23 protein-coding genes are annotated in these 21,628 nt (G+C 55.1%); 2 read left to right on the top strand and 21 right to left on the bottom strand.

The annotated features are described in order from the left end of the window. Positions 1–28 precede the first annotated feature (28 nt). The 11 genes from tpx to J0A66_RS14950 all read right to left on the bottom strand — a co-directional run bounded on the left by tpx (position 29) and on the right by J0A66_RS14950 (position 9,746). Positions 29–529, bottom strand: a complete 501-nt coding sequence (gene tpx, locus J0A66_RS15000) for a thiol peroxidase (RefSeq protein ID WP_206574656.1) — start codon at positions 527–529, stop codon at positions 29–31. 314 nt (positions 530–843) lie between these two features. Then, the gene (locus J0A66_RS14995) at positions 844–1,533 is read right to left on the bottom strand and encodes an amino acid racemase (protein WP_206574655.1); all 690 of its coding nucleotides are present in this window, start codon (positions 1,531–1,533) and stop codon (positions 844–846) included. Between the two features lie 32 nt (positions 1,534–1,565). Beyond that, positions 1,566–2,243 carry a TIGR02466 family protein gene (locus J0A66_RS14990; RefSeq protein WP_206574654.1) on the bottom strand — a complete coding sequence of 226 codons (678 nt, stop codon included), beginning with the start codon at positions 2,241–2,243 and terminating at the stop codon, positions 1,566–1,568. A gap of 86 nt (positions 2,244–2,329) precedes the next feature. Further along, entirely contained in the window at positions 2,330–2,761 is a 432-nt protein-coding gene (locus J0A66_RS14985) for a hypothetical protein (RefSeq protein WP_206574653.1), read from the bottom strand. A 252-nt stretch (positions 2,762–3,013) separates the two neighbouring features. Beyond that, entirely contained in the window at positions 3,014–3,823 is an 810-nt protein-coding gene (mazG, locus tag J0A66_RS14980; RefSeq protein ID WP_241264229.1) for a nucleoside triphosphate pyrophosphohydrolase, read from the bottom strand. An 80-nt stretch (positions 3,824–3,903) separates the two neighbouring features. Continuing rightward, positions 3,904–6,051, bottom strand: a complete 2,148-nt coding sequence (gene relA / locus J0A66_RS14975) for a GTP diphosphokinase (protein ID WP_206574652.1) — start codon at positions 6,049–6,051, stop codon at positions 3,904–3,906. A gap of 23 nt (positions 6,052–6,074) precedes the next feature. Further along, positions 6,075–7,436: a 23S rRNA (uracil(1939)-C(5))-methyltransferase RlmD gene (rlmD, locus tag J0A66_RS14970; RefSeq protein ID WP_206574651.1), complete on the bottom strand. Its 1,362-nt coding sequence runs from the start codon at positions 7,434–7,436 to the stop codon at positions 6,075–6,077. Positions 7,437–7,438: 2 nt separating this feature from the next. Further along, positions 7,439–7,819, bottom strand: coding sequence for a holo-ACP synthase (gene acpS / locus J0A66_RS14965; protein WP_206574650.1), 381 nt, complete (start codon positions 7,817–7,819; stop codon positions 7,439–7,441). Between the two features lie 73 nt (positions 7,820–7,892). After that, positions 7,893–8,624 carry a pyridoxine 5'-phosphate synthase gene (gene pdxJ / locus J0A66_RS14960; protein ID WP_206574649.1) on the bottom strand — a complete coding sequence of 244 codons (732 nt, stop codon included), beginning with the start codon at positions 8,622–8,624 and terminating at the stop codon, positions 7,893–7,895. 38 nt (positions 8,625–8,662) lie between these two features. After that, the gene (recO, locus tag J0A66_RS14955; RefSeq protein WP_206574648.1) at positions 8,663–9,361 is read right to left on the bottom strand and encodes a DNA repair protein RecO; all 699 of its coding nucleotides are present in this window, start codon (positions 9,359–9,361) and stop codon (positions 8,663–8,665) included. 109 nt (positions 9,362–9,470) lie between these two features. Next, a complete protein-coding gene (locus J0A66_RS14950) occupies positions 9,471–9,746 on the bottom strand; it encodes a hypothetical protein (RefSeq protein ID WP_206574647.1) in 276 nt (91 codons plus the stop codon). A gap of 89 nt (positions 9,747–9,835) precedes the next feature. Between J0A66_RS14950 and J0A66_RS14945 the strand changes: the two genes are divergently transcribed. After that, the gene (locus J0A66_RS14945; protein ID WP_206574646.1) at positions 9,836–10,516 is read left to right on the top strand and encodes a hypothetical protein; all 681 of its coding nucleotides are present in this window, start codon (positions 9,836–9,838) and stop codon (positions 10,514–10,516) included. On the opposite strand, the gene recJ is transcribed toward J0A66_RS14945, so the two are convergent. Beyond that, positions 10,487–12,208, bottom strand: a complete 1,722-nt coding sequence (recJ, locus tag J0A66_RS14940; RefSeq protein ID WP_206574645.1) for a single-stranded-DNA-specific exonuclease RecJ — start codon at positions 12,206–12,208, stop codon at positions 10,487–10,489. The genes J0A66_RS14945 and recJ overlap by 30 nt on opposite strands. A gap of 71 nt (positions 12,209–12,279) precedes the next feature. Beyond that, positions 12,280–12,990, bottom strand: coding sequence for a bifunctional protein-disulfide isomerase/oxidoreductase DsbC (gene dsbC / locus J0A66_RS14935; protein WP_206574644.1), 711 nt, complete (start codon positions 12,988–12,990; stop codon positions 12,280–12,282). A gap of 239 nt (positions 12,991–13,229) precedes the next feature. Here dsbC and J0A66_RS14930 point away from each other — a divergent pair, with 239 nt between their 5' ends. After that, entirely contained in the window at positions 13,230–14,462 is a 1,233-nt protein-coding gene (locus J0A66_RS14930; RefSeq protein WP_206574643.1) for a sensor domain-containing phosphodiesterase, read from the top strand. 264 nt (positions 14,463–14,726) lie between these two features. Here the strand turns inward: J0A66_RS14930 and xerD are convergent, their stop codons facing one another. From xerD to J0A66_RS14890, 8 genes are all read right to left on the bottom strand, one after another. Continuing rightward, entirely contained in the window at positions 14,727–15,674 is a 948-nt protein-coding gene (gene xerD, locus J0A66_RS14925; protein ID WP_206574642.1) for a site-specific tyrosine recombinase XerD, read from the bottom strand. A gap of 83 nt (positions 15,675–15,757) precedes the next feature. Further along, positions 15,758–16,714: a M23 family metallopeptidase gene (locus J0A66_RS14920; protein ID WP_206574641.1), complete on the bottom strand. Its 957-nt coding sequence runs from the start codon at positions 16,712–16,714 to the stop codon at positions 15,758–15,760. Positions 16,715–16,717: 3 nt separating this feature from the next. Next, positions 16,718–17,545: a CPBP family intramembrane glutamic endopeptidase gene (locus J0A66_RS14915; protein WP_206574640.1), complete on the bottom strand. Its 828-nt coding sequence runs from the start codon at positions 17,543–17,545 to the stop codon at positions 16,718–16,720. Beyond that, positions 17,538–18,368, bottom strand: a complete 831-nt coding sequence (locus J0A66_RS14910; protein WP_206574639.1) for a DUF6544 family protein — start codon at positions 18,366–18,368, stop codon at positions 17,538–17,540. The genes J0A66_RS14915 and J0A66_RS14910 overlap by 8 nt, the downstream gene beginning before the upstream one ends. Then, complete coding sequence (locus tag J0A66_RS14905; protein WP_206574638.1) at positions 18,365–19,369, bottom strand: Acg family FMN-binding oxidoreductase; 1,005 nt, start codon at positions 19,367–19,369, stop codon at positions 18,365–18,367. The genes J0A66_RS14910 and J0A66_RS14905 overlap by 4 nt, the downstream gene beginning before the upstream one ends. 3 nt (positions 19,370–19,372) lie before the next feature. Beyond that, complete coding sequence (locus tag J0A66_RS14900; protein ID WP_206574637.1) at positions 19,373–19,609, bottom strand: hypothetical protein; 237 nt, start codon at positions 19,607–19,609, stop codon at positions 19,373–19,375. 163 nt (positions 19,610–19,772) lie between these two features. Further along, entirely contained in the window at positions 19,773–20,828 is a 1,056-nt protein-coding gene (gene rsgA / locus J0A66_RS14895; RefSeq protein WP_206574636.1) for a ribosome small subunit-dependent GTPase A, read from the bottom strand. A gap of 33 nt (positions 20,829–20,861) precedes the next feature. Further along, on the bottom strand, positions 20,862–21,413 hold the full coding sequence (locus tag J0A66_RS14890) for a GNAT family N-acetyltransferase (RefSeq protein ID WP_206574635.1): 552 nt from the start codon (positions 21,411–21,413) through the stop codon (positions 20,862–20,864). Positions 21,414–21,628: the final 215 nt, after the last annotated feature.

The raw sequence follows: 21,628 nt of genomic DNA, 5'->3' as shown, positions 1-21,628 counted from the left end.
CGGCTTTTTTGCTTTCTTGTCAGCGGAATTACTTCAACGCATTCAGAGCAGCATCATAGTCAGGCTCGTCCGCTATCTCTGCCACCTGTTGGGTGTATAAAACCTTGCCTGAACCGTCGATCACCACCACAGCACGAGAGAGCAGGCCGGACAAGGGACCTGAGGTCATGCGGACCTGATAGTCATCGCCAAAACCGGAACGGAAACTCGACGCTGCCACCACATTAGTGATCCCTTCCGCGCCGCAGAACCGACCGATCGCAAAAGGCAGGTCTTCGGAAACGCACAACACATGCGTATTTTCCAGATCGGTGGCCTTTTGGTTAAAATTGCGAACCGACATGGCGCAGGTCTCGGTATCCAGGGAAGGAAAGATATTCAGAATCAGCCGCTTGCCCCGGAACTCATCGGAACTGACTTCAGAAAGATCCGCCTTAACCAAGTGCTTAAAAGCAGGAGCCTGGCTACCGACCTCTGGAAGCTGGCCTTTGGTTCTGACGGTGTTTCCTTTTAATGTAATTTCTGCCATTTGCATCTCCTCTGCAGTTTTTAATGATTGGCGTGACCTATCCCTAGGGCGTGTTTATCTTTCATATTGGCCTCTGTTGAGAGCGAAAAACTCCTCAATCAAGGCGCGAGTAACGACGTTTAGCCATCTAAACAAGTTGGGAGCAACGCAGAGTGAGGGGTTTTTAGCCTCAACCCTTCGGGCTGGGGCCATTTTTCCGTCCAGCGGCGTCATCAGTCGCTTATTTAGGCCCACTAAACCGCACTCCTTCTTCCTTGCTGGGCAAAAAAATGGCCTCCAGCAGAGTGTCAATATGAAAGATAAACACGCCCTAGTTAGGATAGCGCCCAATCCACTGCCTTGCAGGCATGAATGGCACAAGTATCAAAAAGCGGCATCGACGTGTCATCCTGATTAACCAGCAAGCCTATCTCGGTACAGCCCAGAATGACCCCTTCAGCGCCGGCTCTGTGCAGCGCGTCAATGATCTCCAGGTACCTCTGTCTGGAAGCGTCCAGGCACTGGCCCTGACATAGCTCCTCATAGATAACCCTGTGCACTTCCTGGCGCTGTGCCTGCGGCGGAATGATGACCTCTATCTGCCGCCTGGCCAGTCTGTCGCGGTAGAACGCCTGTTCCATGGTAAATGCTGTGCCCAACAGGCCAACCTTGCTGATGCCCCTTCTGTTCAGCTCTTCGGCTGTGGCATCGGCAATATGCAGCAGCGGAACCCTCAACGCACCTTCCACCTCGTCCGCGACTCTATGCATAGTGTTTGTGCCGATCAGGATAAAGTCTGCCCCAGCTCTTTGCAGCGCCTGAGCGGCCTCGGCCAGTTGCACCCCTGCCGATTGCCAGTCTCCTTTACGCTGCAGAATCTCTATGCCGGCAAAATCCAGGCTGTTAATCAATATTCTGGCGCTGTGCAGACCACCCAGCCGACGTTTGACTTCCTGATTGATGGCCCGGTAGTAGACCAGCGTGCTTTCCCAGCTCATCCCTCCCAACAGACCGATAGTTTTCACCTGTGACTCTCCCCTTTCTTATCGTCTGGTCTTCACTTAAGCAACTTCCTCAGTTTCTCCCTGACCAGGCGGTCCCCCTTACGCCTGACCATCAGGCTCGGGTGTCCGGCGTTGAAAGCCAGGCTGATACGTTCACCATCATAACTATGCGGCTCTACCAGATGCCCCAGCCAACTGGGAAAAATCAGATACTGCCCGTCTCTGGGCGATATTGCAAAGGACTGCTGGCGGGGTCTCATCGCGGATTCAGTAAAGTCCGGCAGGCTTAGTTGGTTCAGAAAGATAATGCGACCTTCATCCATCCGGTCATTGGTCTGCAGATAGTAGCAACCGCTGGCAACTATGCCGGAGCGGAAATGATCATGCGCCTTGTTGAAGTGCCCTTTGCCGTTAATGTTGGCCCAGAGCTCAATGTCCCATTTTTCTGCCTCGGGCCGCTCCTCCAGAACGAAGGTGGCCATGGCCCACTCTGACAACGATTGGCGGATGTGCTGCACCAATGTTTGCACGCTGGGATCGGTTTTCCTGTGCAAAGACTTGTCAGAATGCCATCCCCCCTTGTTGGTTTTGCTCAGGCCCGGTCCTTCCAGTTGCTCCTTCTTAACGACCTGCTTGAGTTGCGGATTCCAACTCTGGTGTTCCTCCAACCAGAATTCCATTACTGTAGTGGAGAAGATTTCATGTTTTCTCACTGTTTGACTTTCACTCATAGATACTGCAACCCCAACTGCTGAACGTTTCCCATAGATTGTGGCAGGTGCTGATAATGGCCCCAGTCCTTACTGTCTGAGAGTGTCTATTTGTTCAGCTCTTCTGCCAACAATAAGATGCTGCTAAGTCCATCATTTATACGTAAAGTCAGGGAAAGTTGGTACGGGTCAGGCTGAAAAATCTGGTAATCCAGGGTCTTCCTGTAGGGTAAGAAATCATGCACCTTAGCGGGCACTCCCAGTTGGTCCACTACCTGTTGCTCAGTCATGCCAGGTCTGAGGGCAAGATCCAGGCGGGCGAGAAGCGCCCGTATCTGGTTTGCCGGCATCTCCTGCAAATCCAGATTCACCAGATGTGTCTGCTCAGGCTTCTCTCTGGGACGGAGGAATTCGGTCGCACCAAAGGCTTCCCCGCACCAATCGCGACCCATAAAGCGCCAACTGTCAAATATCTCCACCGATTCAGGAGCGAGATAATCGACAAGACGCAAGCTAAACAATTGCTGATGGGCTAACACAAGCGACTCCGAATCCTTCTCCGCGCAGGTAGTGGGGATCCTTTAGTACGGCTCCCCGGGGCGTTGCAGTTCAGAACCCCTATTCAGACTGGACAACAAAGGGACTCAATAGAAACCATAGCTGCCCAGGCCTCTTAAGACAACTATTTGATTAGTCGGTACTTTGTGTAGATTTAACGGGCGGACTCAATGTCCGGGCAAAATTGGGTGGTCCAGAACTCATTTGTCTCACGCAGTCTGGAGACAGATGTCTCAGGCATGTTTAATCTGCTGCCAGACCCGCTCCATTTGCTCCAGACTGGCTTCTTCCAGGCTCATGCCAGATGCGCAAATCTGCATCTCTACCTGCCGGAAGCGTTTCTCAAATTTGCTGTTGGCTTTTCTGAGCAGGGTTTCCGGATCCTTTTTCAGTTTGCGGGCGAGATTTACGGTAGCGAACAGCAAATCACCCAGCTCTTCTTCGAGGGCCTGCTCATCCCGTTGGGGTCTTTGCAGCTCTTCCTGAACCTCAAGGATTTCTTCCTGAATTTTGGCAAAGACGCCATCCGTATCGGGCCAGTCAAAACCCACGGTGGCGCAACGCTTCTGAATTTTGGCAGCCCGGCTGAGGGCCGGCAGCACAGGGGGTATATTGTCAAGGACACTGCTTTCCCCGTCTCTGTGCTTTTGTGCCCGTTCCCTGGCTTTTTCCGCTTCCCAGTTGGCCTTTACCTCGGTTTCTGTCAATACCCTGTCACCAAATACATGGGGATGGCGGCGTATGAGTTTGTCGGCAACGGCGGCGGCAACGGCTTCGAAATCGAACTGATTCTGCTCCTTGCCCAGCCGGGCATAAAACACCACCTGAAACAGCAAGTCGCCCAATTCTTCCTTGATCTCTTCCATGCTGCCCTTCTCAATAGCATCGGCCACTTCATAAGCTTCTTCCAGGGTATAGGGCACAATGGTCTGGAAACTTTGCTTGAGATCCCAGGGACAGCCCGTCTGGGGGTCGCGCAATTTATCCATTACCCATAGCAGTTTGTCCAGGTGGGGATAGTTCTGATCGTTGATAATGGTCAAATCGCTTTCCTTCCAATCGGATTAGACATTAAGTCTGAGGAACGTGGCACTGACCAACGATTCCTCTACGTATGGATCTATCAATGCTCGGTGCGCCGCACCTCGGCCACACCGTTGACGGTTTTCAGCCGGGCGATGATCTTTGACAGGCTGTTGAGATCTTTCACTTCCAGAGTCAGGGTAATACGTGCCGTATGCTCTTTGCTGTTACTCTGGCTGTTGACGCCTAACAGGCCAATCTTGTCATTGGCCAGTACGGTGGTGATGTCCCGTAGTATGCCGTCACGGTCAGCACAGTGGATCTCCACCCTGGATTCGAAAGAAGGGGCGCGGGAACTGGCCCAATTGACCTCAATACCTCGCTCTGGATGCTCCTGCATCAGATGAGCGAGCTGTTCACAGTCTTCCCGGTGCACGCTGACTCCCCGTCCCTGGGTGATAAAGCCCTGGATGGGATCTCCAGGCAGGGGCTGACAACACCCGGCCAGTTGGCTCATCAGGTTACCCACGCCTTCCACGACCACCGCATCTTTGCCGGCTGCTATGCCGGTCCTTTTCTTGATGCGCGGATCCCTCTCCGGCGGCGGGGCATGTCGCTGCTGCAGATAATTCACCACCTGGTAAAGACGTACATCGCCTCCACCTATAGCCACGAACAAGTCATCCAGGCTACTCAGGTTAAACTTCTCGCAGGCGGCGACGGCGTCCTTGAGTGGAATATTGCTGCGCTGCAGTTCTTTTTCCAGCGTTTCCCTGCCGGCCTGCAGGTTCTTGTCCCTGTCCAGCTTCTTGAACCAGGTATGGATCTTGGCCCTGGCCCGCGAAGAATGCACATAGCCCAGATGGGGGTTCATCCAGTCCCGGCTTGGGTTAGGCTGCTTGCCGGTCAGGATCTCCACCTGATCCCCGGTCTGCAGGGGATAGGTAAAAGGCACGATACGGCCAAAGACTTTGGCCCCAATGCAACGGTGCCCTACATTGCTGTGGATATAGTAAGCAAAATCCAGCGGCGTGGAGCCAAGCGGCAGATCCACCACATCACCTTTGGGGGTAAATACATAGACCCTGTCATCAAATACCTGGCTGCGCAGTTCTTCCACCAGATCACCAGACTCGGCCATCTCTTCCTGCCACTGCAGTATTTTCCGCAGCCAGTTAATCTTGTCTTCATAACCGCTCCGGCCACCCGGGCTGCCTTCCTTGTATTTCCAGTGAGCGGCAACCCCCAGTTCGGCATCCTGATGCATCTGCTGGGTACGGATCTGTATCTCCACCGCTTTGCCCTTTGGTCCCACGACGACCGTATGGATAGACTGATAGCCATTGGGTTTGGGGGTGGCAATGTAATCGTCGAATTCGCGGGGAATATGTTTCCAGTTGGCATGTACGATGCCGAGCGCGCCATAGCAATCCTGTAAGCGCTCGGCAATGATACGCACTGCCCGGATGTCGAACAGTTCCTCGAAACCAAGGTGTTTTTTCTGCATCTTCTTCCAGATGCTGTAGATATGTTTGGGCCGGCCGTAGACCTCGGCGCGAATTTGTTGTTCCTTAAGCTGCTTCTGCAGGTTAGCGACAAAATCCTGGATGTACAGCTCCCTGTCCTCCCGTCTTTCATCCAGCAAACCGGCTATCTGCCTGTAGGTCTCAGGATGCAGGTAGCGAAAGGACATGTCCTCCAGTTCCCACTTGAGCTGGCCTATGCCCAACCTGTTTGCCAGCGGCGCGTAGATACTGGCGCATTCCCTGGCCACCAGCACCCGGGTTTCTTCATCGGCATTTTTTACTTCACGCAGGGTGCAAATCCGTTCAGCCAGCTTGATCACCACTGCGCGAACATCTTCCACCATGGCCAGCAACATTCGGCGCAGGTTGTCGATCTGGGCTTCATCCGTACGGGCCTGCTTGTTGTTGTGCAGGGTGCGAATGGCGTCCATGCGTCTGACCCCTTCCACCAGATGCCAAATAGCCTCGCCAAACTGTTCCTTAATCTTCTCTTCATCCCAACCCTGTTGTTCCAAAACAGGCAGCATCAGGGCCGTCTGCAGTGTCTCATCATCCATGTGCAGCTCGTGCAGAATTTCGACCATTTCCCGTCCCACCAGGGAACAGCCATGACGTTGATTCAGCACACTGAGCTTGGCTGCAGTGTCGGAAGGCAGATTCAGAGACGCCAGCCAGTCTGGAAACGCCACTGTCTGTTTGTGCACCTTGCGAATGGAAACCATGAGCTGAGGGTCCTCCTAGCGGTTCATCGGACTTGAGAGGGATTGCAGAAAAGCGCCATCAATTCCGTATGGGCCGTATTGGGGAACATATCCATCAGGGCTATTCTATCCAGTTGCCAGCCTTTCTCAACCAGGGGCGCCGCGTCCCTTGCAAAGGTTGCCGGGTTGCAGGACACATAGAGGATCTTCTGTGGCTGGAGTTTATGCAGAAACGGCATCAGTTCCTGTGCTCCGGCCCTGGCCGGATCCAGCAATACCTTATTGGCTTGCGTGGCCTCCGTCCCCTCTGAAAGACAGGACTTCAGGGCATGCTCATCGCTCAGATCGGCCGCCATAAAATGTACGTTGCCCAACCCATTGGAACGGGCATTCTCGGTGGCCCTTTGCACCATCTCTGGCATGCCTTCAAATCCCAGCACCCTGGCACCCTGCCTAGCCATGGGCAGACTGAAATTGCCCACTCCGCAGAAAAAATCCAGCACCTGATCGCCTGCTTCAATCCCCAGCCATTCGATAGCCTGGGCGATCATCGACTGGTTCATGGGACCGTTAACCTGGATAAAGTCGTTCGGCGCCACCTCAACACTGATATCCCCGGGTAACTGATACCGGGCCTGCTGTTCCGTTCCATGCAGCAGCTCAAACTGTCCCCTGCTCGTTTCCAACAACAGGTTGCATCGATGCAGAACGGCAAAAGCCGAAAGTTGCGTTCGATCCTGTGGGTGCAGGCCGGCGGTGATCCGCAGGCACACCTGAGTCTGATTGTCAGCATCCAGCAGGCCGATATGACCAATGTGCTTTACGGTTCGCAGACCCTTGATCAGGGCCAGAAAATCCGGCAACAGGGCTTGCAATGGAGCGGTCAGGATCTGGCATTCGCGGATAGTGATCACCTGATCCGAACCCTTACCGCGAAATCCCACCCGCACCTGTCCCTTCTTCTGGGCGTCCACTGCCAGCCTGGCCTTGCGCCGGTAGCGACGATCCTCTCCATGCAGTGCCGGTTGCCAGTTGATATTCTCCAGTCCCGCCAGACGCCTTAGCAGGGCATCCACCGCCCGTTGTTTGTACCTGAGCAGATCAGACTGGCCAATATGCTGATTCTGACAGCCTCCGCAGGTCTGAATGTGCGGACAAAAGGGCACAGTACGTTCCGGACTCGGCTGCAGCACCTGTGTCGCGACGGCCTGCCAGGCCCGGCTTTTCTGATCGGTCACCCGTACCTTTACTGTTTCCCCCGGCAAGGCACCTTCCACAAACACGACGGGCTGATGGCTACGGCAAACCCCAAGGCCGCCATGCTCCATATCATCAATAGTCAATGTCAGGTTCTGGCCGGCGTGTGTCTTTTTGGGTTTACGGGATGAACGGTAGATCTGCACCATACTCAGCCCCTCTCCAGGACCACAGTAGCCACAGCATAACGCTGTTCATCGGCAATACTGATGTAGCTGGAGGTCATGCCCATTGACTGACAATGCGTCAGCAGATTGCCACTGAGGAACAGGTAAGGCTGACCGCTGTCGAAATGCCGGATCTCCATCTGCGTAAAGCCGATGCCCTGGCCGATGCCGCACCCGGCAGCCTTGACCATGGCTTCCTTGGCGGCAAAACGCTTAGCCAGGAAACGGGCTTTGAATTTCTGCTTTTCAAACTCCATCAGCTCATTTTCTGTCAGCACCCGCTCTGCCAGACGCAATGACTTGTCCAGTTGCACCTGAATGCGGGCAATTTCCACAATATCCGTACCTATACCAATTATCGCCATGCTTAACCTCGCAAGTGAGGCGTGACGAGAAAGGTGTAAGGCGTTGATCTTTCCACTCCTGACGCCTTAGTCTTCACCCTCTTGCTTCCAGCATCAGACGCTTCATATCCGCCACCGCTTTGGCCAGCCCGTCAAATACGGCCCGCCCCACTATGGCGTGGCCGATGTTCAGCTCGACAATCTCAGCAATGGCGGCCACAGGTTTGACGTTATGGTAAGTGAGACCGTGACCGGCATTGACCTTCAGCCCCAGTCCATGGGCATACTTCACCCCTTCAATGATCCTGGCCAGTTCGGCCTGCTGTTCTGACTCATTGTGTGCCTCGGCGTACTGGCCCGTGTGGATTTCTATGTAGCCGGCGCCGGACTCGGCGGCCGCTTCTATCTGGCGTTTATCTGCGTCGATAAACAGCGAGACTTCAATGCCTTCGGCGGCCAGCCGCCCGCAAGCGAGCCGGATTTTATGCTGCTGTCCGGCCACATCCAGGCCGCCTTCAGTGGTCAGCTCTTCGCGCTTTTCCGGTACCAGGCAGCAGAATTGGGGTTTGATTCGTGATGCAATGACCAGCATTTCTTCGGTAACGGCCATTTCCAGATTCATGCGGGTCTGAATGGTCTGGCGCAGGATCTCCACGTCGCGGTCGATAATATGTCGCCTGTCTTCCCGCAGATGAATGGTGATACCGTCGGCGCCGGCCCGCTCGGCAATTTCAGCGGCATGGACAGGATCGGGGTAAGCGGTGCCCCGGGCATTCCTGAGCGTGGCCACATGGTCGATGTTGACCCCCAGAAAAATGTCTCTCATCAAAACTCCTTATACCAGTTTCAGTATTCCAACCGGCATTATGAACGCAAAAACAGCTCACGGCTTTTCAGTGGTCTGTCACCCAGCAAAGGCTTCAGGGCCTGCCGGTTGATCAGTTTGGCCGCCCGCAATGACCCCTTGTGCCAGGCACCGCCCTGAATATCCAGCAAATCCTGGCCACGAAAACAATTCTGACTCGCCACCTCCCTGGCCAGAGCAAAGAACCCCTGCTCCGCGGCCAGCGCATAAAACGCCTCTGGCGCGATGGGCTGACCGCTGTGGCAATCATGACAAAAATCCAGCTCATAGCCCAACTCGCTCAGCAGCAGCAGTTCGTAAGTCCGCAGCAGAGGCTCCAGCGCCGCGCCTGCGGCCAGGGCTCTCAGCGCAGCCAGGTAAGCATCGAACAGACTTTCGAATGGCATCTCCGCAGGCAGCAAACGCAGCAACAACTCGTTGAGATATAGAGCAGAGAAAAGCCCGTTTCCGGCCAGCGGCATGGCAGAGCCCAGGGCTTCCACCTGACTGAGATTCTTCAGCTCATGGCGGCCGCTCAAACTGAGCTGGAGTGGCGTAAAAGGTTGCAGCAGGCTGCGGTTGGCACTCTTACTGTTTCTGACCCCCCTGGCAACAAAACTCTGACGTCCCTTCTCGCGACCGAATACCTCCACCAGGAAGCTGGTCTCCCGGTAAGGGCGACGGTGCAGCACAAAAGCGGACTGATCTGGGTTTGGCATGGGCCCCAACGGGCAGTTAAACAGGCTGGCTATGATAACAGTTGTTGGCCGGATCCCCATAGTCTGGCTAACGTGTGGTAAGGGGCCGGCCAGAGACCGGCTGAGCCCCTCATGCCTGGCGGATACGGACAATTTTCATATATTCGAATTCCATCCCCGCCACCACTTCGGTGTCCGGATAATAGGTGACATTGACCCGGGCTCCCTGCAGGCTTTTATAGCGCCGCTTGCGTTTAAACTTGAACGGCACGTCCACGTCCTCCAGCATCAGGCTGTTGACCAACCAGTCGCCTTCCTCACGCTGTACATGGGAAACGACTTTAATATTCTCCGAATGCACCAGATTGGGGTGTTTCTCCAGCCATTTCCTGGTCTGCGCTTTCATGCCTACCTCTGTTTTCTGTCCGCTTGTATTAAAAAAGAATCCACCTTATGCTCAAGCCAGGAAACGGTGCAGTCCAAGGCTGGAACAAATTGAAACCTCTCACTCTCATCTTCCTTCTGGCTTTGCTGGCCGGCTGCGAAAGCGAACCGGAACAGACAGAATCCATGCTCCGACTCCAGCGTGCCCATGACGAAGCGGGCGTGTGGCTGGACAAAGCCAGTCTTCAACTGACTGAAGAGGCATTCAGGGCTCCCAAACAACATATCGGCAGCATCCTGTACGGGCACGAATTGCTGCAGGAAGCCAGGCAAGTCTATCGCAGGGCCGATATCCGGGGACTGGAACTGCCGCAACTTTCACAACTGGAGCTGCGCCTGCAGGAGGTTAACCCCGTGCTGGCCGACCATGCCCTGACGCTGATGCAAGATGTGAAGGATAGAACCCTGCTGCTCAGAGGTAAAATTTCCGACCTTAAAGCCACAGAATACGGCAGCGCCAAGACCTCCAGCGCCGAATCCATCAAATATCTGTCCCGTCTGTACAATCAGGATATCAATGACTGCTGCCTGAAAGATATCTACAAGATCGCACAGATTCTTGCCAGCCGGTCCGGTCAGGAATATGAACAGGTCATCCGGTTGAGCGCCCGGCTCACGAATGAAATGGTCAGGATCCTCAAGCGCCCTGAATACGCCAGTCCCTTTGAACAGCAACTGGTCGCCCTGCGCCAGTCTCTGCCTTCAGAGCGGCGCAATGCCCTCCACCAATAGCTGCAAAGAAATCTTGCCCCGAAACTGGTTGATATCCAGACGATACGCCATGCGCACCTGACGGACCTGGCGATTCGGCCATTGCTTGAGATCCACGTTGAAGGCAATGGCATCCACCAGTTTTTCACCTGGCCCCCGCAGCATCATCTTCAGATGTTTCTCGCCGACCAGGCGCTGCTCCAGCAGTTCAAATTCGCCATCGAACAAGGGTTCCTCAAACCCTTGTCCCCAGGGGCCGGCCTGCTTAAGCAGGTGGGCAAAGTCCAGGCTCAACTCCGTCTCGCTCAGCATGCCGTCTGACCAGATCTCCCCTTGCAGGGGCCTGTCCTTCAACCATTCTTCGGCAATCTGGGCAAACACAGTCTCGAAGGCCGGTAATTTGTCCACCCTCAGCGACAGGCCCGCCGCCATGGCATGGCCGCCGAACTTGTCGATAATGCCGGGGTACCGGCTGTTGATTTCTTCCAGTAAATCACGGATATGCAGGCCGGGGATAGAGCGGGCCGAACCTTTGACAATTTGTTCGTCCTGGTGGGCAAAGGCTATAGTCGGACGGAAATACCGCTCTTTAATGCGTCCGGCAAGTATGCCGATGACGCCCTGATGCCAGTCCGGTTGATACAGCACCAAGCCAGGGGGCAACGCGCTTTCATCCAGGCTCAGTTGTTCCAGGGTTCGCATTGCCTCTGCCTGCATACCGCTTTCTATTTCGCGCCGCTCCCGGTTGAGGCTGTCCAGTTGCACGGCTATTTGCCTGGCCCGGGTCTCCTCCCCGGCCAGCAGGCATTCTATGCCCATAGCCATGTCATCGAGCCGACCTGCCGCATTGAGCCTGGGGCCGAGGACAAAACCCAGGTCAGAGGCAACCATTTGTGCACAGTCTCTGCCTGCCACCTCAATCAACGCCCGTATACCTGGCCGGCATTGTCCGCTGCGGATCCGTTGCAGTCCCTGATGAACCAGCACACGGTTGTTCTGATCCAGCCTGACCACATCGGCCACTGTTCCCAGGGCCACCAGATCCAGCAATTCGGTCAGATTGGGCACCGGCAGGTCCCGACTGGTAAACCAACCGTTCTTTTGCAGATGCCGGCACAGTGCCAGCATCAGGTAAAAGGCGACGCCCACCCCAGCCAGGTTTTTGGACGGGAAGGGGCAGTCATTAAGATTGGGATTGACGATAGCATCGGCTGGCGGCAATGAGCTGGCGGGCAGGTGATGATCTGTAATCAACAGTTGCATGCCCAGTTCTTTAGTCCTCGCTGCCCCCGCCAGACAGGCAATGCCATTATCCACCGTAATCAGCAACTCGGCCCCTTGCTGATGGGCGAGTTCGACAATCTCCGGACTCAGTCCATAGCCGAAATCGAAACGGTTGGGCACCAGATAGTCCAGTGCTTCGGCGCCCATACTCCTCAGGGCCAGCATGCACAAGGCTGTGCTGGTGGCGCCATCGGCGTCAAAGTCGCCGATAATCATCAACTTGCGTCCATCCTTGAGTGCCCCGGCCAGCAATTGCACGGCCTCGGGCATCCCCTTCAGCTTCTGGTAATGCAGGAGAGCGTGGGTACTGCGCTCCAGCTCTTCCTCACTGCGAATGCCACGCGCCGAATAGATCTGCTGCAACCTGGGGTGCAGATCAAGGCTGGGGATTTGCCATGGCTGAGTGGTACGTTGCCTGATATTGAGCATCTGTCATCTTTCTGCAAAAAATAAGGCCAGCGTTCTGGCTGGCCTGTTGATTATACTGACTCGAAGCCGGATCAGGAATGGATATCATCCAGCAGGTTTTTAAGATCCTGGGGCGGCTGGTAGCCCGGGATCAGGGAGCCGTCATCCAGAATGATGGCCGGGGTGCCCTGGATCCCAATCTGCTGGCCAAAATTGTACTGCTGGCTGACCTTGGTCTGGCAGGTGCGGCTGGGTAGATTCATGCCTGCCTTGGCATCGGTCAAGGCCTTCTGCGGATTATTGGCACACCAGACCGACATCAGCTCGGAAAATCCTTCGCTACCCACCCCTCCCCGGGGAAACGCCAAGTAACGCACGGTAATACCCAGATCGTTATACTCATCAATTTGCGAATGCAGTTTGCGACAGTAACCGCAGGTGGTATCGGTAAAAACAGTCACCTTGTACTTTTCCTTGTCAGCCTTAAACTCGATGGCCGAATCGGTAAAGTCCTTCAGGCCTTCCAACCGCACTTTGGCCAGAGTTTCCTCTGTTTCATTGCGCATTTGTGCATCCAGGTTGAAGACCCTGCCGTGTAACAGATACTTGCCGTCCTCTGTCACATAGAACAGGCCCCGGTTGGTCAGCGCCTGCAGCAGGCCAGGGACCGGCGCCGGTTCAATGGTGGTAACCGTCAGCCCCAGGGTACCCACCAGTTTGTCGCGGACCTCCTTGTACTGATCGTCTGCCTGAGCACTGACAGAGGCGACTGCGGCCAGGGCCACCAGGCATAAATATTTCATTCTTTGGATCATAAGACTCCCGATACTTCATATGGATACCCTTTAGACCCGCGTACCGGGTCAAAGGTTACATCTAATTTAACAGTCATAATCATATACCTGTAAGGATATCATGAAGCAGGCATTCATGAAGTTTTGCCTCAGCAAATAGTATGATGGCCAATACTGTTCTATTCTCATCCAAAGGGAGTATACCCATTGCCATGATGCATTGGGTATCAGAAGGATGAACGATTCACATGCCAGACAAATCTTCAGCACCAGTCAGTTTATCTCAGACTGACCAGCAAAAAATCGCAGCCGACTTCAAGCACCTGCTGCACATCCTGCGACGCCATCTGGAAATGGATGTCGCCTTTGTGGGTGAGTTCGACAGGAACCGCCGGCACATTTCCGTACTTGACACCACAGAGAACGAAACACAAGTCCGCGAGGGCATGAGTGATGAGCTGGTGGCCACCTACTGTAAAAAAATTGCCGATGGCACCCTGGAAGGGATCATTCCCGACGCCCGCCGGCATCCCGTTACAGGTCGGATGCCCATTACCCGCCAACTCGATATTGGTGCCTACCTGGGTGTGCCCATCGTCCTGGAGGATCAGACAGTTTACGGTACCCTTTGTTGTTACAGCCACCAGGCCCATCATGAGTTGCTGTCCAGGGATCTGAAAACCCTGAAGGTATTTGCAGAGGTCATGGGCAAACAGCTTGAAAGCAGAATGACCTCGGCCAGGGCCCTGGCCGCCATGACCAAACGCGTGAATGAAGTCTTGCAACCGGCCCGGATTAACATCCTGTTCCAGCCCATCTATGCGCTCAGGGAAAATCGTATTGTCGGGTACGAAGCGCTCTCCAGGTTCCGGAGTACACCCTATCGCACTCCTGATGTATGGTTCGGCGAGGCGGCACAGATTGGTCTGGGCACTCAGCTTGAAGCGGCCGCCATTGAAGAGGCCATGCAAGCATTTGAACGGGCCCCCAGGGATTGTTATCTGGCCCTGAATATCTCGCCGGCCAATCTGAACTGCGAATTCTTCAAGCCTCTGCTGAACCAGCACAAACAGCACAATATTGTGCTGGAGGTCACAGAGCATGAGCAGATTCAGGACTACAGCAAGTTGTCGGACGCCATCAAACCCTTACGCAATAGAGGATTACACGTGGCGTTGGACGATGCTGGGGCAGGCTATGCCAGTTTTCAGCATATACTGGAGTTGCAGGCCGACGTCATCAAGCTGGACATCAGCCTGATCCGCAACATCCACCAGGACAAGAGGCGTCAGGCGCTCACATCGGCGCTCTTGTCATTTGCCCGGAGCACGGATTGCGATGTGATCGCCGAAGGGGTGGAGTCCCGGGAGGAACTGGCTATGTTGCAACGTCTTGGCATCAATAAAGTACAGGGCTACTACATCGGCCGCCCACAACCCTTGCCTGAAAGCCTGTTTCAGGTGCCCAATCCCCTGGGCTGAACCGACTCAGTATCGCGGACAGATGATTCCGCTTTGCAGTAGGGCTGGTCGAGCTTCGCGCTATATTTGTTCCTTCAAGTGAGACTTGCGCACATCCATGATGTAGCTCCTCCAACTCGTACTTCCTGCGTTACTTCGAACTATCCCTGTTCTGCGCCCTTTGGGCCAGCTGAAGCTGTTCAAATTTTTTCCTGAAAAATTTGTCGCGTTCATCGCTTGCCGAGTGATGTTAAATCACTCGGCATAGTCTGCGACTACCACTCTTCACCCCCTGGGGTGGTGCTGTTCAATCAGGTTTTGCAGCCGTTCGGTGGCCACATGGGTGTAAATTTGCGTGGTGGACAAATCAGAGTGACCCAGCAGCATCTGTACAACCCGCAAATCGGCGCCGTGATTGAGCAAATGGGTGGCGAAGGCATGCCGCAGGGTATGGGGAGACAGGGACGCGCGGTTGATATCGGCCATGGTGGCGTAATGTTTGATCCGATGCCAGAAAGTCTGCCGGGTCATCTGCTGCCCGCGACTGGATGGGAACAGCACATCGGTGGGCCGGTTAAGTAACATGGCGCGGCCCTGGCGAAGATAAGTCTGCAGCCACTCCAGCGCCACTTCACCCAGCGGCACCAGCCGCTCCTTATTGCCCTTCCCCGTCACCCGCACTACTCCCTGGACCTGGCTGAGCTGGCCCATTCTCAGGCTGACCAGCTCGCTGACCCGAAGACCGGTAGCATAAAGCACTTCCAGCATGGCCTTGTCCCGCAGTTGCACAGGGTCGTCCAGGTTAGGGGCCTCCAGCAAGGCTTCGACTTGGCTTTCGCTGAGGGTTTTAGGCAGGGGGCGGCCCAGCTTGGGATTTTGCAACAGGATCACCGGATCATCGTCACGGACCTGATTGCGGATCAGAAAGCCACAGTATGCCCGCAAGCTGGACAGGAAGCGGGCGGTGCTGCGCTCAGACAGCCCCCCGTCATAACGGTGAGCAAGATAAGCCTGGATATCCTGCAAACCTATGCTATCCAGCACGGTGCCATCGGGTAGCAGAAACTCACAGAACTTGCTCAGATCGGAACGATAAGCCGACAGGGTATTATCACTTAAGCCCTTTTCCAGCCACAGGTTGTCGATAAAGGCATCCAGGTGCCCGCTGTTGGGCAGTCCCTGCCTTGACTTCCCGTCTGCTTGCCTGTGTTTGCCCACTCTGTATTTATCCATTGCTGCTCAGATAAGTGCATAGTATCACCGGCGGCTGCAATTGCCGAAAGGCAAACCTTGGACCATACGGTCCTTAGTGATTGTTAATAAACAACCTGAAGTCTGTTGTTACGTACCAGGAATCGATTGTTGATGGTGAGCCACACCGGCTCGCCAGATAAGGGGGCGTCCAGCGGCAGACCTTTTTGAGCATGCAGATGCAGGTGCGGTTGTGAGCTGTTTCCCGAGTTGCCCATCTGTCCGAGCAGGTCACCGGTTTTTACCTTGTCTGCGGTCTCTACGACAATACTTCCTTGCCGTAAATGGGCGAGAATGACGAAGAAATCCCCGCAATCGATAGCGACATAGTTGCCGGCCATATGGTCGCGGTCCATTTGAGGAACCGTCATATCTCTTATCCCATCGGCCAGCAAGGCCACTTCGCCATTACATGGAGAGAGGACGGGCACGCCAAAGGTCCTGTATCTGGCCGGATTGCTCGGCTGCCAGCCAGTTTTATGAAACCCAAACGGGGTGATTTTGAAAATGTCCAAAGCCTTGCTCTGACCCCGCCAGGGGCGAAAGCGTTCCACTGCCTGATCCAGGGTTTTGAGATGCGCATTGACCACTGGTGAGCTTCCTCCGTGGGCAATCAGATAATGCCCGGAGGGCAAGGGACTGGCGATGTCCACCACCGTCTCGTCGGGTAATATCCGTCCTGTCACTGCCTGCCCTATCAGGTAACCGCCGGGCAATCCGAGCACCGCTACCACCAGAATCACGGCTGAGTTTACCGTCGAAGTCCGCCATAGCCCTGGCCCGGGGAAACCTTTACGGATGAGCCGGGTAACCACAATGATTAACAGTATCAAGCCGTAGGCCCAGGGCATCCAAAACGGCGGTACAACCCACAAAAACACCAGACCGATGGCCAGCAGTACCACCGATACTGAAAGCAGTTGAAGGGCCCGGGCCAGCCATCCGCCCGCAGGACAAAGTGCCACCCAGGCCAGCAGCACCAGCGGTAAAATAACCTGTGTGAGTATTACCATCCAGGACATAGATCAGACCTTCTTGTTATTCCACCAAATAAGCAAAAGTGCGGCAGCCAGCACGTTGCCGGACAACATAAAAGGGTACATGTCTGATGAGATTCGAAGCCATTCGCCGGTAAAATTCATCATGCCGTGAAAGATCAACACCGCCAGGATGCTCCGATTTGTCTGGTTATAGACCTGGACGAGCAACAGGGTCTGGCAGAGGATCATCGGTAGCCACCAGTAAAGCTCAGGGTTGAATGAGATATCGGCATAGTAGCCGGGGAAACAGACAAATGGCGCGTGCCAGGCAGCCCATACCGCCCCGTTGATCAGGCCCGCCGTTGCCGGACCGAAATGCTGTTGCAACCTGTCCAGATAGACGCCACGCAAGCCTATCTCCTCGATAGCCGGAAACACGAACGAGAGCAGGAGAAGAAACAACAAGGGGCCCGGGTTTTGAAGCAAAGTCCAGTGAACATCCAGGGGCGAGTCAGTGATTCCCAGCACAACGGCCAGGCCAGCCATGATCAGGTCAAAACAAAGCCAGAAAAGCAGGATCGTCAACCACCAGCGGCCGGGAATACGCCGCCAGTCCAGCAACCGACGGACCAGGTCGAGGACCTGCGTCTTACCGCCTGTCAGTGCCGCCAGTCCCAGGCCCGCCAGTAACGGGCTGGCACCGCCGATCAGGAACCATAACAGATTTGGCAACGACCATACCGACGTTTGGGACCACAACATGGGCGCCCAGAAGAGATAGGCCCAACCCAGGTAGACCATGGGAAATGCGAGCAAGGGGTGCGAGTCATCCCAACCTTTCAGTGTGGTCAACCCGTGCCTGGCTTCAGTCATGGGGATACTCGACTGCAGTCACGTCCGCTACAAAAAACGCAAAGTACTGCTCTGTGCCAAAATGATTCCCGGCTTCCACATGAGTCGGCAGGCGAAATCCGCCGAAAGTTTGGAATTCGCTGAGATAGCCGCCAAAAGGTTGTAGCCTGTGGCGCTTCTGAGGATTGGCATTGCTCCATCGTTCAAACCGGACTTCTGTGGGCTGGCCATCAGATGCCAGCTTAAGATCAACGGCTTGCGACAACCCCCGATAATCAATGGTGACCCGCGCATGATCCGGGTCCCTGCTTTCCCAGCTAATTCCCGGACCGGGCAATAACGCCCCTGGCGTCCAGAATACCGACTCTGCAACATAACGGCCAAAGGCTGAACGGGTATGGTCCGGGTCTCCCCCCTGGCGGGCCACCGGCAATATTCCCATCAGCCAGAACCTTGTCCAGCTATGGCTGTCAGAGCCGGACAGTCTCATCAGCCCCCCTTTAGCCCGCATTTGCCAGACGAATCCTGCGGGCATGGCCAGTACCTGCGTGGCCGTAAAGTCCAGATAGCCAGGTTTATCTCTGTCACCCATCCCAAAGCGCCCCTTCATCCTGATGCGGGCGACGGTATACAGGGGGGTACCCAGTCTGATTGTGTACAAAAAGTAGCGGCGAACCGGCTCCGGCAGATGGGCCACCATCTCTGCGCTGAACGATACCGGCTGCGCCGGCTGACTCAGCGCCAGTTCATGCATGGCTTGGCGATCAGCCCGGCGATCCAACAGCCGCCAGAATGAAAGCGTCAGTCCGGCCAAGATAATCAATACCAGGGCCAGGGTATTCATCCAATCACCTCCTCAACCGGCCGGCGGATAGAACGGGGCATTGCCGGGCCGTGGCCGATCCTCACGACCAGATCCGGCCGATGCCCACCAATACCCATTGCGCGGGCAAATTCAGGTCGCAGTGTGGCCACCTCCACCGGCTGATTAATAAAGGCTGTGCACAGATTCAGGGCGGCGGCCTGCAGAGCAAGGCGCTGATAACAGCGGCCCGCTTCAATCCAATGGGGTATGTCATCCACCTCTGAGTGAACAATGGCAATCGCCGAGGAACTTCGGATATGTCGGCGATCTCTGTGGTTCTGCTTGTTAGCGGAGAATATGGCCTTCATCGCCAGCCATCCCAGCCAGCGCGGCACATCGGGTGACCCCATTACAGGGCCGTAAAGGCCATCGCCCGAGCGCACCGCTTCTTTGGCGTTAAATCTAATCCAGGATAGCAGTTCCTCAGACCATGCCGGGTCGCCAAACTGGGCGTCGTTGCCTTTAACGACGTACTCTGTCACCCGCTCTTTTTGTTCAGCCTTGGTGAGCAACAGCACGGATACCCCCGTTCCCTGTGCTGCATCCCGGAGCTTTTGTGTTTGCGCAGCCGATAGCGGCACCCCGTCATATTCTGCGCGAGTGCATTGGCGCAAGGGAATCGCTTTAAAAAGATCAGATTCCACGGCAGTGGCCTTTTCAAAGTCAATCACCACCCCTGATGTTGCCGCATCGAAGTGACAGCGCCCTGCCAGCCCCGCGGCCTGGGCCGCAAGCAACAGATTCTCGGTGGCGCACCCCAGGCTGGCAAAAAGATGGTGATTGTCCGGGTCCACAGCCGGACAGCGCCTGGAAAAGTCGGGCAGGATGCCAATGCGATCAGGTTCAAGCCTGAATATCCAGGGCTGAGTATTATGGCTGGAGGCCGCCAGGGTGGCGTAGCGCACCAGTTCTTTATAATCCGGGGGGCAGCTAAGCTCATGGTGCTGCCAAGTTTTACTGACCCTTTGGAAATAGTCCATCCTCTACCTCCCTGCCTTTGCTGACAAGCCGGAAGTTACCGGTACGACGTCGGTTACCGCTCCTTCGCGACTGAACATTGTCTGCCTGTGCCACCACACGACGAGGATAGTCACGACAACGAGAATAACCGTATCCCAGGGCTGCGCATCGGGCCAGAGCGGATTAATTAACTGCCAGTGAAACAACATGGTCAGGAGCAGACTGCCACGGGCACTATTGAAAATCGGCGGGGTTTGCATTGACTGTGCTCCAGTGACCGGAGTGGTTCAGGGCAAATATTCGCCTAAGCGGAGCAGGCCGACACTGATTTGGATCATATAAAGAATGTTAAGAACTCTGCCTTTCCCGGAGCGCTCCCAAGCTTAATTGGCAACCAACAAGGAGAGCCGGTCCTGTCAGATGTCAGGGTTCACCCTTTTTTTGTTTCAGGGCTTTAACTTCTTTGACCATTTTCGCGAACTCCCGCCCTTGGGCGCGCTTCTCAGCCAGGCTTGCCGTCGCCAGAGCATTTTCACGCAGCAATTTTTTATAATTGGACAGTCGGCGACTATCGAGCGCGCCTGTTTCTATTGCCCGTAGCACCGCGCAACCCGGCTCCGTTTCGTGGCGACAGTCAGCAAACTTGCACTGTGCCGCAAGCGTATCGATATCATCGAAAACGGCACCAATGGCGCCATCGATATCTGCGACTCTCAGTTCCCGCATACCCGGGACATCAATCAGAAGGCCGCCGGACGGCAGGAGGTGCAATTCACGGTGTGTGGTCGTGTGGCGCCCCTTCTTGTCATCGTCGCGAATCTCCCCCGTAGAAGCCAAGACACGTCCTGCCAATGTATTGAGAATTGTCGACTTTCCCACACCGGATGAACCGACAAGGGCAACGGTTGAGGTCTTGTCAATCCAGGCAAGAAGCCGATGGATTGAAGCCGGGTCAAGCGCATTAATTGCCTCAACAGGAACTCCTGCTTTGGTTTTTCGGGCTCGACGGACATAAGTCTCCGCATCCTCAACGAGGTCAGCCTTGGTGAGAATAATGACTGGCATTGCCCCGGCCTCCGCGCACAGTGCAAGGTACCGCTCCAGCCGTGATTCTTTAAACTCTTCATTGCACGAAGTCACGATAAAAAGGGTATCGATATTCGCAGCGATGGGCTGAAGCTCGTTGCTTTCGCCCGCCCCCAGGCGCTTAAACAGGCTTTTGCGCTCAAGGACAGTTTCAATTCTCGAAAGTGATTCATCCAGTATGACCCAGTCACCGACCGTCGGTCGAGCAATGGCCACCTTCCGGCGTAAAGCGGACGAGAGCTCCACAACCCGATCGCCCGAATTGCAGGCAACTGTGCTTCCCGACCTGTGTACTGCCATTACGCGCCCGACACGCTCCTGCAATACGGCGGCGTCTGCCAGTTGCTGAGTAAAAAAGGGAACTAAACCTAACGTTCGAAGCAAGGCATTCATACTATGTGCCTATTGTCGTAGCGCAGAATCTTTTCAGGGCTGCCAGCCCAGCGCAGTCACTGCATAGGTCTCTTCCAGACAGGACTCACCTTTGAACTCGCGCTCATCGGTCCGCGTCCACTGCATGCCGAGGGCTTGCAACAACTTGCGGGATGGCATATTGCGACTATCGGTGATCCCGACAATCGTCGTGATCGCCGTGTGCTGAAACGTACGAGTAATCCATGCCTGTACCGCTTCGCGCCCGTAACCTTGCCCTTGGGCGGGTAAAGCGAGCGTAAAACCAAGTTCCATGTGTGTTGGCCTCTGGGCATCCACACACATTCCAATATCTCCCAGCAACCGATTCGTACGCCGCTCCGCAATAGCAATTTGGAACCATTCGCCCGGCTCTCCTATACGGGCGCGCTTCATCTCACGAATGAAGTGTTGCGCGTCAGTAGGCGCGAACATCGACCAACTTTGATACCGCGCTACCTCCGGATCATTGCGATATGCTAAAAAAGGCTGCAAATCCGTATCATCGAAGCGCCGCAACACCAAACGAGGCGTATAGTGCGGCAATAGTTCTGGGGGAAAACTCATACCTCATTCTCAAATTGTTGCCTATCTGCCGCCGCTGGCTAACGTTGCCAGCAGAGGCGCGAGCTTGCGAGCGTCCTTCTGGCTGGCCTTGTGTACGCCCAGCATGGGCATGAACTAATGAGGTGAAAGTCCTCTGTAGGAAGATCACCGTTGATTAACTGTCTGTTATTCAACGCTAACTACTAGCGAATGGCAAGGGCCAACCTGCGAGGGAC

Source organism: Bowmanella dokdonensis, from assembly GCF_017254865.1.
In the GTDB taxonomy this organism is placed as follows: domain Bacteria; phylum Pseudomonadota; class Gammaproteobacteria; order Enterobacterales; family Alteromonadaceae; genus Bowmanella; species Bowmanella dokdonensis.
The sequence above is the reverse complement of the archived record's forward strand: the minus strand, read 5'-3'. Positions and strand labels throughout refer to the sequence as shown.